The sequence below is a fragment of the Flavobacterium franklandianum genome, from assembly GCF_007097365.1.
Classification (GTDB): Bacteria; Bacteroidota; Bacteroidia; order Flavobacteriales; family Flavobacteriaceae; genus Flavobacterium; species Flavobacterium franklandianum.
The window spans coordinates 15,251-38,231 of record NZ_VJZR01000018.1; the positions used below are offsets into that span (position 1 = coordinate 15,251).

The following is a 22,981-nucleotide window of genomic DNA, read 5'->3' on the forward strand; positions in this document are numbered from 1 at the left end:
TAATTTGTTTTCACAATACTTAAAAAAATGAATGAAAAATCACTACTTTAGCGAAATAATCCTATTGCTAATATTTATGAAAAACAAGTATGTAGATTTTATTTCAGACGAACACTTTTTGGATTGTGTAGCAAATCTTCATAAAGCTTATTTGAAAGCTAAAAACAACATTACAAAAAAGAACTTTTATACCAATAAAGTAGATACGATAAAGTTAACTTTTGATGCAAAATTCAATGATATTGATGAAGAAAGTTTAATTCAAGCCGAAATTCTAAGACAAATAGATAAGTCGATAAATAATTCTATTGGAACTTTTCACGAACAAATATTAGGCGGAATAAAAGGTTTTGAAATTGGAAATTTGAGTGGTTATGATATTAAAGCAAAAGATAATACTTTGTTTGCTGACATAAAAAATAAGCACAATACTATGAATAGTAGTTCCGCAGAAGCGCTTTTTCAAAAATTATCGAAATATGCTGATGAAAATAAAAAATCTAAATGTTATTGGGTTCAAATTTTAGCAAAAAGCAGTTTTTGTGAACTTTGGAAAGGAGAAATTAACGGAAAAGAATATAGTCACAGCAGAGTTTACAAAATTTCAGGAGACCAATTTTACGCATTACTTTCAGGAAAAGATAATGCACTTTTTCAGCTATATAAAAACCTTCCAATTGCAGTAAAGGATTGCCTCAATTCCGTTGAAAAAAGTGAACTTGCAAAAGAAAATTCTGCATTAGATGAAATCAAAGTTAAAATTGAAACTTCAAAAAGAACAATTTTAGATCAAATAACTTTTGAAAATTACAGTTACTATTTAGGCTTTGATAAATTGTAATAACTATTCAAAAACTTAATAATTGAGTAACCAACTTCCTTTCCTAAATTAACAGGAACAGCATTTCCAATCTGTTTGTATTGTTGAGCAACAGAACCTTCAAACTTCCAATCATCAGGAAAAGTTTGTATTCTAGCATATTCTCGAACTGTAAACGGTCGAGTTTCTTCGGGATGACATCTTTCAGTTTGTTTTTGTGCTGGGCTACAAGTTAAAGTTAGGCAAGGTTCATCCCAGCCAATTCTTCTGGCTATACCCGTCTTTCCTCCGCCAAGATGAAAACTTCCACCCATAAATTCTTTTTGTATATCTAAAGGTAAATCTCTCCAATATCCTTTTTGTGGAACTAAATCCAAAACGTCAATTTTATTTTTTGGGTATTTTGAACCTTCTGATTGTGGAACATCACAATCAAATAAATCTCCTTTTTTCAATGCGTCTTTTAAATTGTAGATTTTCTTATAAGGTTTTGGATATTCATATTTCAAATCAATATCTTTTCTAATTCCAACTAAAATTAATCGCTCTCTTTTTTGCGGAACGTTAAAATTAATTGCTTTTAAAACTTGAACAGGAACAACATTATATCCTATTTCATCCAAAATAGAAATCATTCCTTGCAGCGTTTTACCATTTTCGTGACTTAACAAACCACGAACATTTTCACCAATGCAAATGGGTGGATTTGCTTCTTTAACAGCTCTTGCAAATTCATAAAATAAAGTCCCTCTTGCATCGGATAAACCTAATTTTTTTCCAGCATAACTAAAAGCTTGGCAAGGAAATCCGCCAGTTACTATATCAACTTTGTTTTCATATTCAGTAAAATCAAATGACTTTATATCACCTTCTAGAACATTCCAATTAGGACGATTTTTTCGTAAAGTTTGGCAAGCCCATTTGTCGATTTCGTTTAAAGCCAAACATTTTAATCCCGCCTTTTCCATTCCAACGGCTAAACCACCAGCTCCTGCAAATAGCTCTAAAACTGTATATTCATTATGAGGTTCAACATAATTTGAAATAGTTTCTTTGACATTGTCGTAATCCAAAAAATCTGTAAATAATGTATCAACATCGGATTTTCGATAAACTCTATAATTACTCATAGGTTCACGAACAGCAGTTAATTTTCCTTCTTTGTCCCAACGTCTTAAAGTTTCTTTGCTTTTTCCAATGTATTCAGAAGTTTCTGAAAGCGTCATATATTCACTCATAACCAAATTATTTAACCTTACACAATGGTTACAAATTTATAAGAAAAAATGAATTAATCAAACAAATTAAAATAATAAAAATTGTTATTTTATTCGTATTCATTTTCAAGTAAAAAAAAATCCCTGCAATTCACATCACAGGGATTCTATCAACCAAATTAACTTAAAACTAACTTTTATACACTACTCCCAAATCTTCAATTGAAAATTCCTCTGTCAGTAGATGTAATAATTTATCTCTTAACTCAATATATTCTGGGGTTTTTACAAATTCGATTTTGTTTCTTGGTCTAGCCAAATGAACTTCCACTATTTCCCTGATTGTTGAGGCTGGTCCATCATTCAACACCACAATTCTGTCTGATAAAAACAAAGCTTCTTCGATGTCGTGCGTAATCATAATGATGGTTTTGTCGCGGTTGTTGAGATTCCATAATTTCAACACTTCCAGTTGCATCGAACTTTTGGTAAAGGCATCCAAAGCGCCAAATGGTTCATCCAACAATAAAACACCCGGATTAATAGCGAAAGCTCTAGCAATAGCAACACGTTGTTTCATTCCGCCTGATAATTGTCCTGGTAATTTATCTCGGTGTGACAGTAAATTCACCATTTCCAAATTATAATCTACAATTTCATGTTTTTCTTTGGTCGAACAATTCATTACAGAGTCGACAGCTTGAAAAATATTTTCGTGAACCGATAACCACGGCAGAAGTGAATAATTTTGGAACACAATTCCTCTATCAGGACCCGGACCTTTGATGGTTTTTCCGTCTAATTGGACTGTCCCACTTGTTGGCGACAACATTCCTGCAACGGCATTCATAATAGTCGATTTTCCACAACCTGAGTGACCAATTATCGAGATGATTTCTCCTTTTTTGATAGAAAGATTAATATTTTTTACAGCAATATATTTTCCTTTTGGAGTTGGAAACGAAATTTCTAAATTTTTGATTTCTAAATAGCTCATTTTGTTTTTTATTTAAATTGTTAAGAGAGGGGAGCTGGAAGAGGGAAGATTGGAGTGAGAAGCTGGTGGCTAGGTATCTTCCAGTTCTTGGCACTTCTAACTTCTAACTTCTAACTTCTAACTTCCCACTTTTTAATACGCTACTTTGTTTTCTATAAAAGTGAATATTCTATCGAAAAGCAAACCTACGATTCCAATGATAAGGATGGCCGAAATTACTTTTTCTAAACTTAAAGCATTCCAACTGTCCCAAACAAAGAATCCAATTCCTGCGCCACCCGACAACATTTCGCCAGCTACAATAACCAACCAAGCCACACTAATACTTAAACGTAAACCTGTAATAATATGTGGTAAACTGTACGGAATCAATATTTTAGTTAAATACCTCCATTTTGAAAATTTAAAAGCTTTAGCGACATTTTTATGATCATCAGGAATCGATGCTACACCAAAAGAAGTATTAATTAGCGTTGACCACAAAGACGTAATGAAAACTATAAATATCGTTGCCATACCTGTATCTTTAAAAACAACCAAACCAATTGGAAACCATGCCAAAGGCGAAACAGGTTTGAGTAATTGTACAATTGGATAAAAAATTTGTTTACAAATGGTACTTGCGCCCATCAAAATCCCGATTGGAATTGCAATTAAGGAACCCAATAAAAATCCTAAAAGAACTGTTTTTATAGAATTGAATAATTGTAAACCAATTCCTTTGTCGTTTGGTCCGTAATCATAAAAAGGGTCACTCAACATTTCTTTTAAAACGGTTAAAGTGGCTACTGGACCAGGCAAAGCGTCATCGGTATAGATACTCAGTAAAGACCAAAAACCACCGAAAAGAAACAAACCTATACCAGCTAAAAGCAAGGATTTCGATTTTATAATTAAAGTATTTATGGCCAATTTTAATTTTATATTTTCTTCAAGGAAACTTTTTTTGATCGCTGTCGTAACATTGATTTCTAATTCAATGGCATCAATCGTTAAGGTGTTTTTATCAGACATGGTATTGTAGTTTTAGTTTAATTTGGTAATTTTTAATCTGGAATTTTGAAATTAATCATTCTCAATCCCTCTCAATAAAAGAGGGATAAGAATGGTATTTGTTTGTTATCTTTTTACCACTTTCAAATAAGCAGCTGGATTATTAGGGTCGAAAACGGTTTTGTCCATCGTAAGAGAAAACGGTTTCATATCGTCAGTAGGAATTTTTACTTTCATGCTGGCAGCAACTTCTTCGTACAAATCTTGCAAAATTAATTTGTCGGCAATCGCTTTATAATCTGGTGCATCTTTCAAATAGCCGAATCTAACGAATTGTGCCATTGCCCAAATAGCATATGATTTACGTGGGTAATTTACCATTCCGCCTTTGTGAAACAACATATAATCGTTATCATAAACTTCTGTTCCTTGGTTGCAACCTAAATTATAATCTCCCATTAATCGAGACTCAATTACATCTGCAGGAGCATTTACATAAGGTGCTTTGCCAATGATTGATGCTGCTTTTTTACGATTGGCAGGAACGTCTAACCATTTGCAGGCTTCCATAACTGCTTTCATAACTTTTACTAAATCGGCTTTGCGTTTAGCACTAAAGTCTTTGTTGACAACCAATGCTTTTTCTGGGTGATCTTTCCAAATATCTTGACTAGCAACTTGCGTAAAACCAATTCCTTGTTTTACTGCAACTCCGCCCCAAGGCTCACCAACGCAATATCCGTCCATATTACCCACTTTCATATTGGCTACCATTTGTGGAGGAGGAATGGTAATGATTTTTACCGCTTTTTGATTCAATCCTGCAATCGACATCCAGTTTCTAAGCCATAAATCGTGAGTTCCACCAGGAAAAGTCATAGCGAATGTTACTTCTTTTTCGGCCTTTAATTTCGCAGCGACTACAGGAGTTACTTTATTCATTTGTTTGAAACCAACTTTACCACAAAAATCATTCGAAAGGGTTATGGCTTGTCCGTTTACGTTTAGCATCATGGCGATTTTCATTTCAGAACCTGCTTTTCCGCCAACTCCAGTGTACACTGAAAACGGCATAGAATATAAGCAATGTGCACCGTCTAATTCACCTGTTAAAATCTTGTCACGAACATTGGCCCAAGAAGATTCTTTGGTTACAATTACTTCGACCCCGTATTTTTTGAATAATCCCAACTCTTTTGCCATCACAATTGGCGAACAATCGGTTAGTGGAATAAACCCTAATCGAACAGGATCAGATTGAGCACTTACAGTTGAAAAAGCAGAGCTGATGGTTAATAACAATACAAAAATAGATTTTGTGAATGTTGTGTTTTGTTTTTTTAATAATTTCATCTTTAATAGTTTAATGATAGTTACTTAATTATTTTTTTGAAGCTAAAAAATCAGGTTTGATATTTAAAGTCACATAAGCCCATTGAGGAGAAAGATTAGCATTTGTTACATTTTTCACCTGAGCCGAAGCCATTGTATTGGTTGCTTTCATATACGAATATCCCGCTTCAATATTGATTAATTTTGTAAAGTTGTAAGACATTTTCAAATCCAATTCAGTACCTAAATAAGAAGTTCTAGTTCCTCCAGTTCCGTTTGATACTTTGTTTGCCGATTCAAAACCGTGAAGCTCTGCGAACAAAGTCAATTTGTCTTTGGCGTTGTATTTGGCTTTAAAGAAATAGTTCATCAACCCTTGGTTTCCAAAACCACTTGCTACGTAGAAATAATCCATACCTCCCCAAAATTTGTGTGGCGTTCCGTAAAGTGGGTCAAAAAGGTTGCTTCTTGAATCGGTTGTAACAGCTTTTGTTCCATCGGTTCCAGATAAATAATCAATTCCAGGACCTACAAAAAGTTTACGACTAACTTGAACAGTTGAAGTGATAGATGCTAAGTTAGCGCTCAAAATACGACCGTCTTTGTTTCTACCTCCTTGGTAATAATAACTTCCAGCCAGGTTGATTTTTCTTGTTGGATTTACGTTATAAAACAAACCAGTTGTTGTGCGACTCCAAACGCCTTGTACGGGAGTTTTAACAGCGGCTACAGTAGTGTATTTATTAAAATCATCTTTGAAAAACAAAAAGGATAAATCACCAAAGAAGAATTTTTTACCTACATAAGCATATTGAAACGATTTGTACATAGTACCAATTCCATTGGTTCCAGCACCATAAGTAGTTGGAATACCATTATAAAGAGTACCCACAGTTTTTTCTGAATTTTGGTTGAATGCGGCTCCAATATCAGCAATCCAGCCTTTGTTAGCAAATTTCAAAACAATTGCATCATGTCTTCTGGCTTGTTGCAACCAATCTAGAGCACCAATCACCTTTTGATCATCATAAGAGATTTCTTGACGTCCAATTTTTAAGGAAAGGTTTTTGATTTTGCTTACTGTGTCATTTAGAAAAATTTCCCCCCAAGCTTCGTGCAGCATTAAACCATCATTGGCATCTGTTGTTGTTCTGTTGATAGAGGATTGATCTTGACCCCAAACGCGTACATCTTGCAATGCCATAAAAACTTTAAAGCGATATCCTGTATATCCTGCATTAAGTCTAGTTCGCTGCGAAATGTGTAATGCGGCATCGTCTCCATTTTTTTGTAAAGTTCCTTGACCTTCTCTTAGTTCTGTTCGAGGTCTCAATTGACCGGTTAAGGTAAATTGTGCTTTTGCCTCAGTATAACTTAAAGCGGTTATGGCAATTCCTAATAATAATGATTTTGAAAGATTTGCTTTTGAAAATGTTTCTTTTTTGAAATCTTGAATAGGTAGTAACATGGTTTTAGTTGTTTGCATAATAGAATGTTTTAATTAGTATGATGCAAATATACGTAAGTATTAATACTTAGTTTTATGAAATATTACATACCGGAACCCTCTTTTACTACATAAAGAGAATGGATTATAGCAGAATATTTTATGTTTTTTAGCAGAAAAAAATGACGAAGTCAACTATAGGTGGATGTTGAGGGCTGGGTGATTTACGTAGATAAATCAGTTTGTCATTTCGACCAGCGGGAGAAATCACATATCTAGAGCTACAAATGTGATTATTTCTTGGTCGAAATGACACAATTATCTTAATTCTCTAGATTATTTGTGTTCAATGATTTCTGAACGCATTTTTTCAACATTCAAAAGACCAATTTTTTTTCCAACAGTTTTAATGAGTATTTCCTTTTTAAGACTTGAAATTACTCGTATTACTTGTTCTTCGGTCGTTCCAGCAAAATCAGCGATGTCACGTCTGGACAAATCCAATTCTATAACTCCTTTGGATTGGCCGAATTTTCGGTGTATGTATAATAAGGTATCAATGACTCTTTCTCGAACATTCATTTGGGCAATTTTCCGGATATTATTCTCGCTTTTGTTTAGTTCTTCGGCATAAAATAACATCAAATCGAAGGTGAATTCTGGAACATTTTTGAGAATATCCAGCATATCTTCATTACTAAAATTGCACAATATAGTATCTTCTAAAGCCGAAGCACTAATAAGGCAACGTTTGCTAGTGGCAAATCCTCTAAAGCCCACAACATCACCATTTGTAGTGAGTCTAACAATTTGTTCTCTACCGTAAATGCCTGTTTTTACGGTCTTTACTTTTCCTTTATATACAAAATATAAACCTTGAGTTGGTGCGCCTTCAATGATAAATTGTTGCGATTTTTTGCAAACAAAACTATTCTTTTTTTCGATGTATTGCTGCATTTGTTCTAAATAAAGATGCTTTTTGATGAAACAATTTTCATTAGAGCAGCTGTCGCAAATGGGTGTTTCTTTCTTCATAATATATTGGTATAAAGAACAAATTGAATTTATTCACTATTTATTTTGTCAAACTTATAAAATATTTTTCGTTTTATACGTATTTATACGTAAAAATACTTATTTTTACATTTTTAAAAGATATATACAAGGTTTTTCAATTTATAAAGAATTTCAATGATGCAAAATTCAGAAATTAAAACTACGTGTTCCTATTGCGGTGTAGGATGTGGGATTGTTGTAACCCAGGATTCGAAAAATGGAGTGGAGGTCAAAGGAGATGAAAGCCATCCTGTAAATAAAGGAATGTTGTGTTCGAAAGGGATGAACCTGCATTATGTAGTCAACGATACTTCGGATCGGATTTTATATCCCGAAATGCGTTGGAGTAAATCCCATCCCAAAGAAAGAGTGAGTTGGGATGCGGCTTTAGATCGTGCTGCTGCCGTTTTTTCTTCGATTATCAAAAAATATGGCCCTGATAGTGTGGGGTTTTATGTTTCAGGTCAATGTCTTACCGAAGAATATTATTTAGTCAATAAACTGGTCAAAGGATTTCTTAAAACTAATAATGTTGATACCAATTCACGACTTTGTATGAGTTCGGCAGTGGTGGGTTACAAAAAGACTTTTGGCGAAGATTGTGTTCCTATTGCTTATGACGACATCGAATTGGCCGATACATTCTTGATTACCGGAGCCAATCCCGCTTGGTGTCACCCGATTCTTTTTAGACGATTAGAGCAACACAAGGAAAAAAATCCAAAAATAAAAATAATTGTTATCGATCCCAGACGAACCGATTCGGCTGCTTTAGCCGATTTACATTTGCAAATTATTCCAGGATCCGATATTATTCTCTATCACGCTATCGGAAAACGATTGATCGAAAAAGGATATATCGATAACGATTTTATAAAAAACAACACTGAAAATTTCAAAGCATACAAAGACTTAGTACTTTCAAGTTCATTCGAAAAAGCATCCAAACTTTGTGGCGTTTCTGTAAGTGACATCAAATTAGCCGCAGATATTATCGGGAAAGCCAAAGGATTTATTTCGCTTTGGGCTATGGGTTTAAATCAAAGTGCCATTGGAGTCGATAAAAACACCGCTTTATTAAATCTTTCTTTGGTCACTGGACAAGTGGGAAAACCCGGTTCAGGACCATTTTCTTTAACGGGTCAGCCCAATGCAATGGGAGGCAGGGAAGTAGGAGGAATGGCCAATTTATTAGCCGTTCACAAAGAATTAAACAACCCGATTCATCGCAAAGAAGTGGCCGAATTTTGGGGCGTTAATGAAATTTCGGAAAAACCGGGATTAACTGCAACCGAAATGTTCGACGCTTTAGAATCTGGAAAAATGAAAGCCATTTGGATTATTTGTACCAATCCCTTGGTAAGTTTGCCCGATTCTAGAAGAGTAGAAAAAGCTTTGGCAAACGCCAAATTTGTTGTAGTTCAAGACATTTCACACAATGCTGACACATCAAAATTTGCTGATTTATTATTACCAGCGGCGGGTTGGCTAGAGAAAGACGGTACGATGACCAATTCCGAAAGACGGATTTCGTATCTTCCAAAAGGGATCAATGCGCCGGGGGAAGCGCTTTCGGATGTCGAAATTCTGATACGTTTTGCACAGAAAATGAAATTCAATGGGTTCAATTTCAATACCACCGAAGAAGTTTACAAAGAATATTGCTTGATGACCAAAGGCACCAAAATGGATATTTCTTTTTTGAATTACAATCGCCTCAAAAACGAAGGTACTTTTCAATGGCCCGTTCCCGATTATGGACATCCCGGAACGCCAAGATTGTTTACCGATAAAAAATTCTATACACCTTCGCAAAAAGCGATTTTCAATATTCCAACGGCTATCGAAAATACTTCGGAGCAACCTAATGCGCAGTTTCCATTTATTCTGACTACAGGCAGAATTCGCGATCAATGGCATACGATGACCAAAACAGGAAAAGTGTCGCGATTGATGACGCATATTCCAAGTCCGATGCTCGAAATAAATCCGATTGATGCCTATAAATCTGCTATTCATACAGGTGATATTGTTGTGGTAACCAGCAAAAATGGCAACGTTAGAGTCAAAGCAAAAGTAACTGATAGTATCAAAGAAGGCGTGGTTTTCTTGCCAATGCATTGGGGAAAACAATTGGATAATGACTTGAATCGAACCAATAATTTGACCAACACTGTTGTTGATCCGATTTCAAAAGAACCTGATTTCAAATTTACGACTGTTTCCATTACAAAATATGTAAAACCATTCGAGAAAATTGCAGTCGTGGGAGCAGGAGCAGCCGCTTTTAGATTCATACAAAACTATCGTGAAATCAATACTAGCGATGAAATAATTGTGTTTTCGAACGAAGAAAATCCTTTTTATAATCGGGTTTTACTGCCGGAATATATGACTGGAGAATTTAGTTGGGCACAACTTCAGAAAATTAAAGAAGAAGCCTTGAGCAAGTTGAATATCACGATGAAATCGAATGTGGCTATCGATGCTGTCAACACTCAAGACAAAACAATTTTGGATAATCAAGGTAATCTTCACACTTTCGATTCCTTGATTTTGGCTACAGGAAGTAGACCGTTTGTGCCTGAAAATGCGCAATTGCATTTGCCTGGACGATTTACCATGCGAAAAAAGAGCGATGCCGATCGATTAAAAAAGTATTTGGATAGCACCAATTTACCAACCGAAGAACAACATATTGTTATTGTTGGCGGCGGATTATTAGGTTTAGAATTGGCCGCAGCCTTAAAACATAAAAAAGTAAAAATCACCATTATTCAACGCGCTTCCCGATTGATGGAGCGTCAATTAGACCGAATTTCGTCTAAATTATTGGCCGAGGAAGTACAGCTTCGGGACATTCAAATTTATTTTGATAACGAAGTGAGTACCGTTTTTGAAACCGATAATCCCAATGAACTAGAAATAGCCTTGAAAAGTGGCAAAATCATTACTGCCAATGCCATTGTTTACACCATTGGAACGATTCCAAATATTGAAATTGCCAAAGAATCTGGATTGGCTTGCGGTCGTGGTGTGAAGGTAAATCAGTATTTGCAATCTTCGAATCCGAGTGTTTTTGCCATTGGCGAAATCGCCGAATTCAACAATCAATTGTTCGGAATTACCTCGGCTGCCGAGGAACAAGCCGATGTTTTGGCCAATTATTTGGCTGGCGACATCAGCAGTTTTTACAAAGGCTCGGTTTTGATGAATATCTTGAAATTAGAAGATATTAATTTGTGCAGCATTGGTCAAGTAGAAATTCCCGAAAATGATGATTCCTATGAGGAAATCGTTTTTGCCGATTTAAGACAACGCTATTACAAAAAATGTATCGTCAAAAATGATTTGTTGGTTGGTGCGATTTTGATGGGCGATAAAAATGAGTTTGCCGAATTTAAAACCCTTATCGAAAGCAAAATTGAACTCGCCGATAAAAGAAATTCGTTGCTTAGAGGAAGCTCGAATGCTAAGCCAGTTCTAGGAAAACTCGTTTGCTCGTGTAGCCAAGTGGGAAGTGGTAATCTAGAAGAAACGATTAAAAGCGGCGTGACCAATTTTACCGAATTGTGTAAAACCACAGGAGCTGGATTGGGTTGTGGCAGTTGTAAAACAGAGGTGAAAGATATTTTAGCAAAATGTAAATAAGATTCAGTTGGCAGATTTCAGGTTGCAGTTAGCAGAAAACCTGAAATCTGAAATCTAAAATCTGCAATCTAAAAAAAAATGAAAAACACACGATTAATAGTAAAAGGAGGCGTGATTTCGCCAGGTGAATTGCGAGAAATTGTCAATATGAGTTCGAATCAAGGGCTGAAATCTATCTCTTTTGGTTCTAGGCAAGATATAATATTTCCAGAAGGTTTATTGGCTATCGAAAAAGAAAAAATGGAGAAACATCATTTTGTTTTTCCTGACGAAAAAAGTGGCAATAACATTGTTTCGTCTTATGTTTCGACCGATATTTTTGGAAATACTCCTTGGCTTACCGGAAATAAATTTCTTTATATTCTGGAACAATTTAAGGAACAACCCAAATTAAAAGTCAATATTACCGATCCAAAACAGCAGCTAGTTCCTTTGTTTACAGGACATATTAATTTTGTTGCTTCGCATCACGAGGATTATTGGTTTTTATATATCCGTTTGCCCAAATGGGATAAAATGGAAATGTATCCAGTGCTTATTTATAGTTGGAATATAGCCGAAGTATATTACGCCATCGAAAAGATTCTAATTGAAGAGCCTGATACGGTGGACATGATTTTTCAATTGGTCAACGACTCTTTGGATACTAATAATCGAACGATTGACCAACCTTTGCAACTTCCGTTTTATCCTTTTCCGTATTATGAGGGAATGAATAAATTGGGAATCGACCAGTATTGGTTGGGATTGTATTGGAGAAATAACTTGTATGATTTAGACTTTTTGAAGGAAATGTGCGATTTGTGTTTTGATTGCAAAATCGGGAAAATTTGCATCACGCCATGGAAATCATTCATTATAAAAGGAATTCCAAGAGATCGAAAATTGGATTGGGAAAAATTCTTGGGTAAAAAAGGAATCAATGTGCGTCACTCTTTATTGGAACTCAACTGGCATTTGCCTGTGGCAACGGAATGGGCTTTGAACCTTAAAACATTTTTGGTTCGAACTTTAGACCAATACGATGTAAGTACTTATGGACTTACCTTTGGAATATCCGAATACAATCGCGAGGGACATTATTTTACTTCGATTGTAGTCGAAAAAAATGAAACACCAAAAGCTTTGGAATCTATCAAAATTAGAGCGACTTATAATGTGTTGTATGCCAAAAATTTTGATCCGAATACCAAAGAATATATTGTACTGGCTCAAGATGTGGACAAGCAGGAATTGCCAACTATTTTGATTGAATTGAGTAAAAAATATTTTGAAGAATTGGGAAATACTGTTCACGAAGTAAACACGCTTGCCACTAAAAAGGAAATTCAAGAAGCTGATATTCATCAATGTACGGAATGCTTGACACTTTACAATTCGGAATATGGCGATGTTACTCAAGGGATTGAGAAAGGAGTTTTATTTAAAGATTTACCTGATGACTATTGTTGTTCGCTGTGTGAAGCTCCCAGAAATAATTTTATAAATTATCTGGAAAAGGTATAATTTTACACCTATTCAAAATTATTTGCCAATAGTTAAACCATTAAGAAAATTAAGGTTCATTAAGAAAGATAATAAAACTTAATTTTTCTTAATTTCTTTATTGGTTCAATTTTATAATTTTTCAAAATTATTTGCCAATATTCAAACTATTAAGAAAATTAAGAATGATCACAAAACTTAATTTTTCTTAATTTCCTTAATGGTTCCATTTTTTCATTGTTAAAGAATTGTCAATATAAATTTTAAAACCCAACTATGAACACTATTTTCAAAACTGTAAGTTCTTCTCATATTAGTATTTCACAATTGATGTTGCCTTCGCACACTAATTTTAGTGGCAAAATTCACGGAGGTTTCATCTTGTCGTTGCTCGATCAAATTGCGTTTGCTTGTGCCTCAAAATTTTCGGGAAATTATTGTGTAACGGCTTCGGTTGATACGGTCAATTTCTTGAAACCCATTGAAGTTGGCGAATTGGTAACTATGAAAGCCAGCGTAAATTATGTAGGCAAAAGTTCGATGATTATTGGCATTCGAGTGGAAGCCGAAAACATTCAAACTGGAGTGATTAAACATTGCAATTCTTCCTATTTTACGATGGTTTCTAAAGATAAAGATGGCAAAAATGCGAGGGTTCCGGGTTTGCTACTTTCCAATCCTGACGATGTGAGGCGTTTTAAAGATAGTTTGAAACATATTGCGTTAAAAAAACAAAGAGATTCAGAAAATAATTCTATCGATTTTGAATCTATAGAATCTATTTTGAACTCTAATTTGTATAATGTGAAGGTGGTGTTGGGGTAGGTTAGTCAGAATATTTTAATCTAAACTTTCGGTGATATTCAAGTTTTGTAGTATGAAATCATCATTCGAAAATTCTTCCTGATAAAAGCTAGCTAATTTAAAAGAATGCTTCACCACTTCGCCAATTATGATAATGGCTGGGGAGGAAAGTTGGTGTTGTTCTACTAATTCCGTTATAGAATTTATAGTTCCAACTACTTTTATTTCGTTGTCTTTTGTACCATTTTGGATGATGGCAATAGGCAAATTATCGGTTCTGTTGCTTTGATAAATCGAGATGATTTCATCCAATTTGTGCATTCCCATTAAGATCACCACCGTTGCCGAGGATTGAGAAGCTAACGCCACATCTTTGGACAATTTATGGTCGGAAGTCGTGCCCGTAATCACCCAAAAACTTTCAGAAATCCCTCTTTGTGTCAGGCTAATTCCATTGGCTGCAGGCACTCCCAAAGCTGACGAAATTCCGGGAACAATGACAGTTTCTATTCCAAATTGCTGTGCATAAGCTATTTCTTCGCTTCCTCTTCCGAAGACAAATGGATCTCCACCTTTCAATCGAACTACGTGACCAAAACGTTTGGCTTGTGAAACAATAAGATCATTGATTTGGTCTTGGCTGTAGGCGTGACAACCCAATCGTTTGCCTACAAAAATGCAAGTTGCATATTTTGCATATTGCAATAATTCTTCATTTACAAGCGCATCATACAAAACGACATTGGCACTTTCGAGTGCTTTGATGGCTTTCAAAGTAATCAATTCTACATCACCAGGGCCAGCGCCTACAACAGTTAATTTTGGGTTATTGGTTTGCATGATTTTCTGGTATTTTTGTAATGAATTATCTCAAGAATAATACAAAGCAATAAAAACTAAGTATTTTTACTTATGCAAATATATAAAAATAAGTAGTTGTTTTCAAAAAATGACAACTATTTTTTTAATATTATTTAGTGAATAAGATTTAAGCATAGAGCAGGCTATGGTAATTATTTACGTGGTTCTTGCTCAAGGTTTAAAATTAGGAGATATTTATTGGAGTGGGTAAGTAATAGCTAAAAAATTTGCGTAGGAAGTTTCATGATTTCGAAAAGTAAATCCTTGGCAAGAATTAGGTCTTAGATGTATATTAAATTCAATTAATTCTGTACAAGACTTTAAACAAAATAATATTGGAGAAGGAACTACTTCTAATAGCAAAGAAATGACCTAAACTTGGTTTGTCTTGATGATTATCAATTGAATTTTGAATAAATCTGATAAGAAATTTGTTTAGCAATTTCGTTGAAAAACAGGAGGGTTTCAAAGTTCAGCAACTCTTTCTATCAATGGTAATAATCTCTTTTTATTTTTCTCTAAATTGTTCATTAATCACAATTTAACTTGGAGTCTCAAAAGTTAAATTATATTGAAATTTGTTTAAAATAGTATAATTTTGCGAAATGGATAAAAGACACTTCTTAAGTTTTAGCTTTTTGCTTTTTGTTTTTTCACAATATAATGTCATAGCACAAACTACTGCTGATTCAATAAAAGCCTGTCCAGTAAAATCGCTTCCAGAACTTTTTAAAAAGAAGGATTCTGTTTTGGTTTTTAAACCCAAAAAAAATAATTTTTTTCTCGTGATACCCATAATTGGTTCCCAACCAGCAACTGGATTTTCCTATGGTTTTGTCACGCAATATACTTTTAAAGGGAAGAAAGCTGATGATAAGTACTCCTCAGTCAATTTAGGGGCTATTTATACCGAAAAAAAACAATTACTGATCAATGTCAAGAATAGTGTAATGGTGAATCACAACTCTATTTTCCTTAGTGGAGATTGGCGTTTTTATATTTTTTCACAACCCAATTTCGGCTTGGGTACCGATATTATTCCTCCAAGCAATCGATATGATGATTTTGATTTAAATATTTTGAAAGAACCTATGGATTATAATTATCTTAAGTTTCATCAAACGGCTTCTTGGGAAGTCAAAAACAATTATTATGTTGGGGCAGGAGTACATTTGGATTGGTACACTACAATTACCGATAAAAACCTTAATGTTGCTGCTGGACAATTCACGAATCATTATAATTATTCTAAAAAATATGACTATAATGAAAACGAATATTTCGTCAATGGTTTAAGCCTTAATTTGCTGTACGACTCCCGAGACAATCAAATTAATACCAATCGGGGAATGTTTGCCAATATCAATTACCGATACAATCCAGCTATAACTAAAAGTCAACATGCCAGTTCTGTTTTGTTTATGGAATACCGCTGTTTCTTGCCTTTGAGTAAAAAAAATGAGCAACATGTGTTCAGCCTTTGGGCAACAGGACAGTTGGTAACCACGGGTAATGTTCCCTATCTAAATTTACCTTCCGTAGGATGGGATCAAAGGAGTCGTAGTGGAAAAGGGTATACACAAGGATTGTTTCGGGGTCAAAAAATGGTGTATTTAGAAACCGAATACCGCTTTCCTATTACTTGCAATCAGCTAATCAGCGGAACTGTATTTGCCAATTTTACTTCTGCTAGTGACAAAGACCGTGAAATTAGACTTTTTCAATACGTTCAGCCCGCAGCGGGATTGGGTTTGCGCATTTTAATAGACAAAGCCACCCGAACAAACTTGGTTTTTAATTACGCTTTGGGTCGTCATTCTAAAGCTTTCTATCTTAATGCAGGAGAATCATTTTAAATTGAAAATTTTCTGATGTTGTTGAAGTGAATTAAAACCATAAAACACAAAAAAGGGACTAATTCACAGTTGGTGAATTAGCCCCTTTTCATTGAAGTATATAAAATTGTGTCAACTCGCAAAAAGCAAGATGAGCAATTGAGCCACTAAAATCCTACTGATGGTTACCAATGGATAAACCGTAGCATACGATTGATTAGGGATGTCTGAATCAAGGTATTTTGTACTAAAAGCTAAGGCTGCTGGATCGGTATAAGAACCACTCATAATACCTACCATTTGATAGAAATTCAGCTTAAAGACAAATCGGCTGATTAATACCAATAATGTTAATGGAATAAATGTGATATAACAACCGTAATATATCCACATCCAGCCGTTATTTTCTATAAAGCTATCATAGAAGCCATGACCCGCTTTAATTCCTACAGCAGCAAAGAATAGACAAATCCCAAAATCTTTCATAAAGTGAATTGCACCATTGTTTATATACGAGTGAATTACACCAACGCCTCCATATCTACTGATAAATAAAGCGGCTAAAAGTGGTCCTGCAGCCAATCCTAATTTTAGTGGAACTGGCAAAGAAGGAATCATAATAGGAATAGACCCAATAATTACTCCAAAAATTAATCCTCCAAAAAGGGAAAGAAAATCAGGTTCTAAAAGTATTTTTTTAGAATTCCCAACAATTTTTTCTACTTCTGCAATAGCTTGTCTGTTACCAAAAACCATTAATGTATCCCCGTAAAATAATTCTAAAGAAGGTTGGGCTAAAATTTCTAATCCCGAACGGATAACACGGGTAACTTTAACATCATATTGATTATACAAATCCAGTTGAGCTAATGTTTTGTGAGTAGCCGTTTTTTGTGTAACACTGATAATTTTAGTGGTAAGATCATCTTCTGATTCGATAAATAAATCGGTTGAAACCTTACCAACGCAATCAATAAAATTAGTAATGTCCTTTTGTTTGGCAACTACCATCAAAACGTCTTTTGTATCAATTACTGCATCTAATGATGGCGAATAAACAACAATTGTTCCACTATGTTTCTGTCTTGAAATAATTACATCTTTAATATTAAATTCTTTCAATACTTGTTTTATTGTTTTTCCAAAAACTTCAGGATTAGTTACTCTACATTTTTGACGAACAATTTTATTCTCAGAATCTTTATTTTTCTCCTGAAGTAAAACTTCTTCTTTGGCTAAATCAATTTTCAAAAAACTTTTAGAAAGAATAATGAGTAAAATAATCCCAAAAACACCAATAGGATAAGTGATCGCATAGGCAATCGCTGGATCCGAAAAGTGATCGGAAGGAAGATTCAATTGTTTTTGAATTTCGATAAGAGTCGATTTTGCAGCTCCTAATCCCGGGGTGTTGGTTACTGACCCCGACATTAATCCAACAGCATTTTCTATTTTTATATTTGCCAATAAGTGAATTATATAGGTTATAATTCCACCCAAAAATACAGTTCCAACTCCTAACGCATTAAAAACCAAACCTTCTTTTTTGAAAGACGAAAAGAAAGTAGGTCCTACTTGAATTCCAATTCCGTAAACAAATAATATCAACCCAAATTCACGAACAAATTGAATTAGTTCAGAATTCATCGTAAAACCAAGATGACCTAAGAAAAGACCAACAAACATTACAGCAGAAACTCCTAAGGAAATATTTCCAAATTTAATTTTTCCAACAAAAAAACCGACACTTATGGCCATAAATAAGACAATTAATGACTGTGTCATTTCCGGCTCATCAGTCGGAGTGAATAAAAATCTAAACCATTCGAACATAATATATCAATTTAAAAATTAGTTTAAAAATTAGCTTACTAGTTATTTCTCACAAATAACTTTTTAATCATAACGTTTAAATCTTTTCCTTTTACGGTGTAGGATTTGAATACAACAACGGGAAAAGCAACTCCAAAAGCAAGAGCAAAAAGAATAAATACAGTTGAAATTCCATAAGAAAAAGTTTGGATAACTTCTTCAACAGATGGTTTTTGACCTTTTCCACCACTAATCCAATCAATCATTCCCATCATAAATTCGTAACTTAACAATCCCGGAATCATATTGATTACAGCCGGAATCATAAAGATAATTGGTGGTGTATGGGCTCTATGTGCAAAATATATTCCTGATATTCCAACAAAACTTGATGCAGCAAAAATGGATAAAGTAAGATTCATATCTAATTCTTTGATCAACATAAACTTTATCAAATAACCAAGTGCTCCAAGCAAAAACACGGTCCATAATGCTCTTCTGGGTGTATTGAACATAAGTGCAAAACCAAGCGATGTTATACCTCCGAAAATAAATTTAGAAATCTCAATCCACAATCCTTGAGGCTCGAGAGCTTCTTTTATTTGTAATTGGAATACCGAAAAATCAAATTGATTTAATGTAGTAACAAAAGGCATATTAAATATCATTGTAGAGGTAAGGAAACCAAATGCAATCATTAATACAAGCATTAAACTATAAATTAATCGCGCCGTTCCAGATTCGAAATATCCTTCTAAATAGTCAATAAAAGAATTAATCATAACGGCACCAGGAATAAGATATAATACAGATACAACTAGTGCCTCTTTGACCTGAATATTGCAAAATACGCCCATAAAGTGTATGAAAAGCGTAGAAATAGTTGCACCAATAAAAAAAGCTACCATATGGTTATGATGTTTAAGCATCATAGATCTCCTTGCGAAGTACCCAAATAAAGTAGAGAAATAAACTATTATGGATTGTAGCCAATCTCCATCAAATAAAATACAAAGAGCAACACTTGCCAAAGGTACTAAAGCATATAATTGTAAATCAGAATATACTTTCTTAGCCTTAATTTGTTTTAATGTAGATTTGATTTCATCAATTGAAATTTTATTTTCTAAAACATCCCAAGACAAAATACTAATTTCCGAAATAGTTTCAAAGTTTAACCCTTTGGTTTTTATTGTCTTGGCGAGAGTATGCGCTTTAAATTTATTTTGTTTATAAACTGATATAACTATTCCTGTATAAGTCAAGACTAATTCACAATTGTATCCTAAACCTTTGGCAATTCTTTCTAAGTTTCTAATAATTCTGGCAGTATGGGCACCACTAGTAATCATCATTTCTCCAATCTCAGTTAGCAGGTTCAGCACCGAATGTGCTTTTCTTTCTTCAATTATTTTTTGAGAATCTTCTAGCATAATTTTGTAAATGAGATGAAAAATCTCCTTTTTTTATCTGTGTCAAAATTAGTAATAAATAATTTAGTTAATATGATAATTATCATATATAAACCTCGCGAACCCTTGAAAACAAAGAAATCGTTTTCGTAGATTTATTCAAAATATGATAATTATCAGGTTTATTAGATGAGAAATTCTTAATTTTGGTGAAGAAATTATAAGGATAAATCAAATAAAAAAATTTAATTATGAAAAACATTAAAATTATTCAGGAATTACACAATTTGGGAATTACAGGATATCATGAAGTATCTTACAATCCTTCTTATGAAGAATTGTATCAAGCTGAAGTGTCTCATAAAAGAAAAGGTTTTGAAAAAGGTGCCATAACAGATACAGGATGTGTAGCAGTTAAAACTGGTATTTTTACAGGTCGTTCTCCTAAAGATAGATATATAGTAAAAGATGATGTTTCTAAAGATACCATTTGTTGGGATAAAGAATATGGAATAAGTACTCCCAACTATCCAACTACAAAGGCAGTTTGGGATGATTTAAAAGCACTAACATTAGAACAACTTTCAACTTCTCCTAAATTATACGTTGTAGATGCTTTTTGTGGGACAAACGTAGATACAAGACTTAAAGTTCGTTTCGTAATGGAAGTAGCTTGGCAAGCGCACTTTGTAACGAACATGTTCATCCGTCCTTCTATCTATGAATTGGAAAACTTTGGTGAACCAGATTTCGTTGTGATGAATGCTTCTAAAGCGACTAATCCAAACTGGAAAACGCAAGGATTAAATTCTGAAAACTATGTTTTATTTAATCTTACTGAAAAAATTCAAATTATTGGTGGAACCTGGTACGGTGGTGAAATGAAAAAAGGAATGTTCGCAATGATGAACTACTATTTACCATTAAAAGGAATGGCTTCTATGCACTGTTCTGCTAACGTAGGTCCAGAAGGAGACGTAGCTGTATTCTTTGGTCTTTCAGGAACAGGAAAAACTACTTTATCTGCCGATCCAAAAAGATATTTAATTGGTGATGACGAACATGGTTGGGATGATAATGGTGTTTTCAACTACGAAGGTGGATGTTATGCAAAAGTTATCGACTTAAGCCAAAATAACGAACCAGATATTTGGAGAGCTATTAAAAGAGACTCATTATTAGAAAATGTAATCGTTGATGAGTATGGTGAAATCAATTATTACGACCATTCTATCACTGAAAATTCAAGAGTTTCTTACCCAATTTACCATATTAGCAAAATTGTATTGCCTTCAAAAGCAGGACACGCTAGCAAAATCATCTATCTTTCTGCCGATGCTTTTGGGGTATTGCCTCCAGTTTCTATCTTGACTGATGATCAAGCAGCGTACCACTTTCTTTGTGGATATACGTCTAAATTAGCAGGTACCGAAAGGGGAATTACTGCTCCAGAACCGTCTTTCTCTCCAGCTTTTGGTGAAGCCTTCTTAACATTACACCCAACAATGTATTCTAAAACATTAATTGGTAAAATGAAAGAACACAATGCAAAAGCTTATCTTGTAAACACAGGATGGAATGGTACAGGAAAAAGAATTTCTTTGAAAAACACAAGAGCGATAATCGATGCCATCATCAATGATGATATCAATAAAACGGAAACTAAAACTATACCTTTCTTGAATTTAACTTTTCCTACTGTTTTACCAAATGTAAGCGAAGGAATCCTAGATCCAAGAGACACTTATGTTGATAAAGCGGAATGGGACACTAAAGCAAAAGATTTAGCATCTCGTTACATCAAATATTTTGAGCAATACACAGGTAACCAAGAAGGAAAACGTTTAGTTGCTTCTGGACCTACATTAGAAGATGTAGCTGTTGAAGCATAATACTATTTCACAGTTTTAAATTTAAAACCATCTGTTTGATGTCGTTTTTTAGAAAAACAATACTGCAGATGGTTTTTAACATTTTATTTACTTTAAGTTATATTAAAAATTGCTTTGTAACTATATTTTCTAGTATATTTGCAAACGATTAAAACGATTATCAAATAAAAATTTATGTTATCAATTCAATTGCATCACCATCATTCTCATTATTGCTCTCAAGCGATGTGTTAATGATATGTATGTAAAATCATATTTAAAAACCCGTTTGAGTACATCAAACGGGTTTTTTATTTCCTAAATGTTGTATTCAAACAAAATTGTAAAACAACAAAAAAACAACAAAAATGAGTACCTTAAAAATTGCAATTCAAAAATCAGGTCGTTTAAATGAAGAAAGCATTCAAATTCTAAAAGACTGCGGAATTTCTATTGACAACGGAAACGACCAACTTAAAGCTTCTGCTTCTAATTTTCCATTGGAAGTTTTATACCTAAGAAATTCAGATATTCCTCAATATTTAATTGATGGAGTGGTAGATATTGCCATTGTTGGCGATAATCTTTTGGTCGAAAAAGGAAAAAACATCAAAGTAATCCAGAAATTGGGCTTTTCTAAATGCAAAGTTTCTGTAGCCGTTCCAAAAACGTTCAAATACAATTCTATCAAAGATTTAGAAGGAATGCGTATCGCTACATCCTATCCCAATACCGTAATCGAATATTTCGGTTCTTTCGGAATGACGGTTGATATTCACCAAATTTCGGGTTCTGTCGAAATCGCACCAAATATTGGTCTTGCCGATGGAATTGTAGATATCGTTTCTAGCGGAAGTACGTTATTCAAAAATAATTTGAAAGAAGTGGAAGTGATTTTCAAGAGTGAAGCCGTTTTGGCCGTTTCTCCAAAAGTAACTCCAGAAGTGCAAACTATCATCGACACACTTCAATTCCGAATCGAATCCGTTTTGAGAGCTAGAAAATCAAAATACATCTTGATGAACGTTCCGAACGACAAAATTGATGCCATTGGTAAAATTTTACCAGTTTTAAAGAGTTTGACAGTTATGCCATTAGCAGAAGAAGGTTGGAGCAGCGTTCATTCCGTAATTGACAAAGACACTTTTTGGGATGTTATCGACCAATTGAAAGAAGCTGGAGCCGAAGGAATTCTAGTTTGTCCTATTGAGAAAATGGTTTTATAATTCAAGTCGTTTTGTGAAAAAGCTTAAATTAAAATAAAATTTAACCACATAGAAACATAGAAAAAAGAGTTAAATAGCCGATTTATCGGTATACATAGCTATGATTTTCTTTAATAAAGTGAAACGACTTTAAAAGTTAATACAAACTATGTTTCTATGTGT

The 22,981-nt window shown here is 34.0% G+C and carries 16 protein-coding genes; 7 read left to right on the forward strand and 9 right to left on the reverse strand.

Annotated elements, in window-relative coordinates:
* Positions 1 to 31: 31 nt before the first annotated feature.
* Positions 32 to 841 carry an Eco47II family restriction endonuclease gene (locus FNW17_RS14790; protein WP_235893288.1) on the forward strand — a complete coding sequence of 270 codons (810 nt, stop codon included), beginning with the start codon at positions 32 to 34 and terminating at the stop codon, positions 839 to 841.
* On the opposite strand, the gene dcm is transcribed toward FNW17_RS14790, so the two are convergent.
* The 6 genes from dcm to FNW17_RS14820 form a co-directional block, all read right to left on the reverse strand.
* Positions 817 to 2,058, reverse strand: a complete 1,242-nt coding sequence (gene dcm, locus FNW17_RS14795; RefSeq protein ID WP_144072044.1) for a DNA (cytosine-5-)-methyltransferase — start codon at positions 2,056 to 2,058, stop codon at positions 817 to 819. The genes FNW17_RS14790 and dcm overlap by 25 nt on opposite strands.
* Before the next feature lie 169 nt (positions 2,059 to 2,227).
* Positions 2,228 to 3,034: an ABC transporter ATP-binding protein gene (locus FNW17_RS14800; protein ID WP_144072045.1), complete on the reverse strand. Its 807-nt coding sequence runs from the start codon at positions 3,032 to 3,034 to the stop codon at positions 2,228 to 2,230.
* A gap of 132 nt (positions 3,035 to 3,166) precedes the next feature.
* Positions 3,167 to 4,048, reverse strand: coding sequence for a nitrate ABC transporter permease (gene ntrB / locus FNW17_RS14805; protein ID WP_143389414.1), 882 nt, complete (start codon positions 4,046 to 4,048; stop codon positions 3,167 to 3,169).
* A 105-nt stretch (positions 4,049 to 4,153) separates the two neighbouring features.
* Positions 4,154 to 5,380 carry a CmpA/NrtA family ABC transporter substrate-binding protein gene (locus tag FNW17_RS14810; protein WP_143389413.1) on the reverse strand — a complete coding sequence of 409 codons (1,227 nt, stop codon included), beginning with the start codon at positions 5,378 to 5,380 and terminating at the stop codon, positions 4,154 to 4,156.
* Positions 5,381 to 5,408: 28 nt separating this feature from the next.
* Positions 5,409 to 6,845 carry an alginate export family protein gene (locus FNW17_RS14815; protein WP_218043873.1) on the reverse strand — a complete coding sequence of 479 codons (1,437 nt, stop codon included), beginning with the start codon at positions 6,843 to 6,845 and terminating at the stop codon, positions 5,409 to 5,411.
* 297 nt (positions 6,846 to 7,142) lie between these two features.
* Entirely contained in the window at positions 7,143 to 7,841 is a 699-nt protein-coding gene (locus FNW17_RS14820; protein ID WP_143389411.1) for a Crp/Fnr family transcriptional regulator, read from the reverse strand.
* A gap of 159 nt (positions 7,842 to 8,000) precedes the next feature.
* Here FNW17_RS14820 and FNW17_RS14825 point away from each other — a divergent pair, with 159 nt between their 5' ends.
* From FNW17_RS14825 to FNW17_RS14835, 3 genes are all read left to right on the forward strand, one after another.
* Positions 8,001 to 11,513, forward strand: coding sequence for a nitrate reductase (locus FNW17_RS14825; RefSeq protein WP_144072059.1), 3,513 nt, complete (start codon positions 8,001 to 8,003; stop codon positions 11,511 to 11,513).
* 78 nt (positions 11,514 to 11,591) lie between these two features.
* Positions 11,592 to 13,019 (forward strand): rubredoxin, encoded by a 1,428-nt coding sequence (locus FNW17_RS14830; protein WP_144072046.1) that lies wholly within the window; start codon positions 11,592 to 11,594, stop codon positions 13,017 to 13,019.
* Between the two features lie 255 nt (positions 13,020 to 13,274).
* Positions 13,275 to 13,823, forward strand: a complete 549-nt coding sequence (locus tag FNW17_RS14835) for an acyl-CoA thioesterase (RefSeq protein ID WP_144072047.1) — start codon at positions 13,275 to 13,277, stop codon at positions 13,821 to 13,823.
* Positions 13,824 to 13,838: 15 nt separating this feature from the next.
* On the opposite strand, the gene cobA is transcribed toward FNW17_RS14835, so the two are convergent.
* On the reverse strand, positions 13,839 to 14,642 hold the full coding sequence (gene cobA / locus FNW17_RS14840; RefSeq protein ID WP_144072048.1) for a uroporphyrinogen-III C-methyltransferase: 804 nt from the start codon (positions 14,640 to 14,642) through the stop codon (positions 13,839 to 13,841).
* 626 nt (positions 14,643 to 15,268) lie between these two features.
* On the opposite strand from cobA, the gene FNW17_RS14845 reads away from it, so the two are divergent.
* Positions 15,269 to 16,519: a BamA/TamA family outer membrane protein gene (locus tag FNW17_RS14845; RefSeq protein WP_144072049.1), complete on the forward strand. Its 1,251-nt coding sequence runs from the start codon at positions 15,269 to 15,271 to the stop codon at positions 16,517 to 16,519.
* A 111-nt stretch (positions 16,520 to 16,630) separates the two neighbouring features.
* Here the strand turns inward: FNW17_RS14845 and FNW17_RS14850 are convergent, their stop codons facing one another.
* Both FNW17_RS14850 and FNW17_RS14855 read right to left on the reverse strand, forming a co-directional pair.
* Entirely contained in the window at positions 16,631 to 18,331 is a 1,701-nt protein-coding gene (locus FNW17_RS14850) for a putative transporter (RefSeq protein ID WP_143389404.1), read from the reverse strand.
* A gap of 38 nt (positions 18,332 to 18,369) precedes the next feature.
* Entirely contained in the window at positions 18,370 to 19,743 is a 1,374-nt protein-coding gene (locus FNW17_RS14855; protein WP_144072050.1) for a threonine/serine exporter family protein, read from the reverse strand.
* Positions 19,744 to 19,973: 230 nt separating this feature from the next.
* Here FNW17_RS14855 and pckA point away from each other — a divergent pair, with 230 nt between their 5' ends.
* Both pckA and hisG read left to right on the forward strand, forming a co-directional pair.
* Positions 19,974 to 21,614, forward strand: a complete 1,641-nt coding sequence (gene pckA / locus FNW17_RS14860) for a phosphoenolpyruvate carboxykinase (ATP) (protein WP_144072051.1) — start codon at positions 19,974 to 19,976, stop codon at positions 21,612 to 21,614.
* A gap of 347 nt (positions 21,615 to 21,961) precedes the next feature.
* Positions 21,962 to 22,819: an ATP phosphoribosyltransferase gene (hisG, locus tag FNW17_RS14865; protein ID WP_144072052.1), complete on the forward strand. Its 858-nt coding sequence runs from the start codon at positions 21,962 to 21,964 to the stop codon at positions 22,817 to 22,819.
* The last annotated feature ends 162 nt before the right edge of the window (positions 22,820 to 22,981 follow it).

Coding starts and splice junctions, on each gene's coding strand:
- FNW17_RS14790 (WP_235893288.1), top strand. CDS start 32: ATGAAAAATCACTACTTTAGCGAAATAATCCTATTGCTAATATTTATG.
- dcm (WP_144072044.1), bottom strand. CDS start 2,058: ATGAGTGAATATATGACGCTTTCAGAAACTTCTGAATACATTGGAAAA.
- FNW17_RS14800 (WP_144072045.1), bottom strand. CDS start 3,034: ATGAGCTATTTAGAAATCAAAAATTTAGAAATTTCGTTTCCAACTCCA.
- ntrB (WP_143389414.1), bottom strand. CDS start 4,048: ATGTCTGATAAAAACACCTTAACGATTGATGCCATTGAATTAGAAATC.
- FNW17_RS14810 (WP_143389413.1), bottom strand. CDS start 5,380: ATGAAATTATTAAAAAAACAAAACACAACATTCACAAAATCTATTTTT.
- FNW17_RS14815 (WP_218043873.1), bottom strand. CDS start 6,845: ATGCAAACAACTAAAACCATGTTACTACCTATTCAAGATTTCAAAAAA.
- FNW17_RS14820 (WP_143389411.1), bottom strand. CDS start 7,841: ATGAAGAAAGAAACACCCATTTGCGACAGCTGCTCTAATGAAAATTGT.
- FNW17_RS14825 (WP_144072059.1), top strand. CDS start 8,001: ATGCAAAATTCAGAAATTAAAACTACGTGTTCCTATTGCGGTGTAGGA.
- FNW17_RS14830 (WP_144072046.1), top strand. CDS start 11,592: ATGAAAAACACACGATTAATAGTAAAAGGAGGCGTGATTTCGCCAGGT.
- FNW17_RS14835 (WP_144072047.1), top strand. CDS start 13,275: ATGAACACTATTTTCAAAACTGTAAGTTCTTCTCATATTAGTATTTCA.
- cobA (WP_144072048.1), bottom strand. CDS start 14,642: ATGCAAACCAATAACCCAAAATTAACTGTTGTAGGCGCTGGCCCTGGT.
- FNW17_RS14845 (WP_144072049.1), top strand. CDS start 15,269: ATGGATAAAAGACACTTCTTAAGTTTTAGCTTTTTGCTTTTTGTTTTT.
- FNW17_RS14850 (WP_143389404.1), bottom strand. CDS start 18,331: ATGTTCGAATGGTTTAGATTTTTATTCACTCCGACTGATGAGCCGGAA.
- FNW17_RS14855 (WP_144072050.1), bottom strand. CDS start 19,743: ATGCTAGAAGATTCTCAAAAAATAATTGAAGAAAGAAAAGCACATTCG.
- pckA (WP_144072051.1), top strand. CDS start 19,974: ATGAAAAACATTAAAATTATTCAGGAATTACACAATTTGGGAATTACA.
- hisG (WP_144072052.1), top strand. CDS start 21,962: ATGAGTACCTTAAAAATTGCAATTCAAAAATCAGGTCGTTTAAATGAA.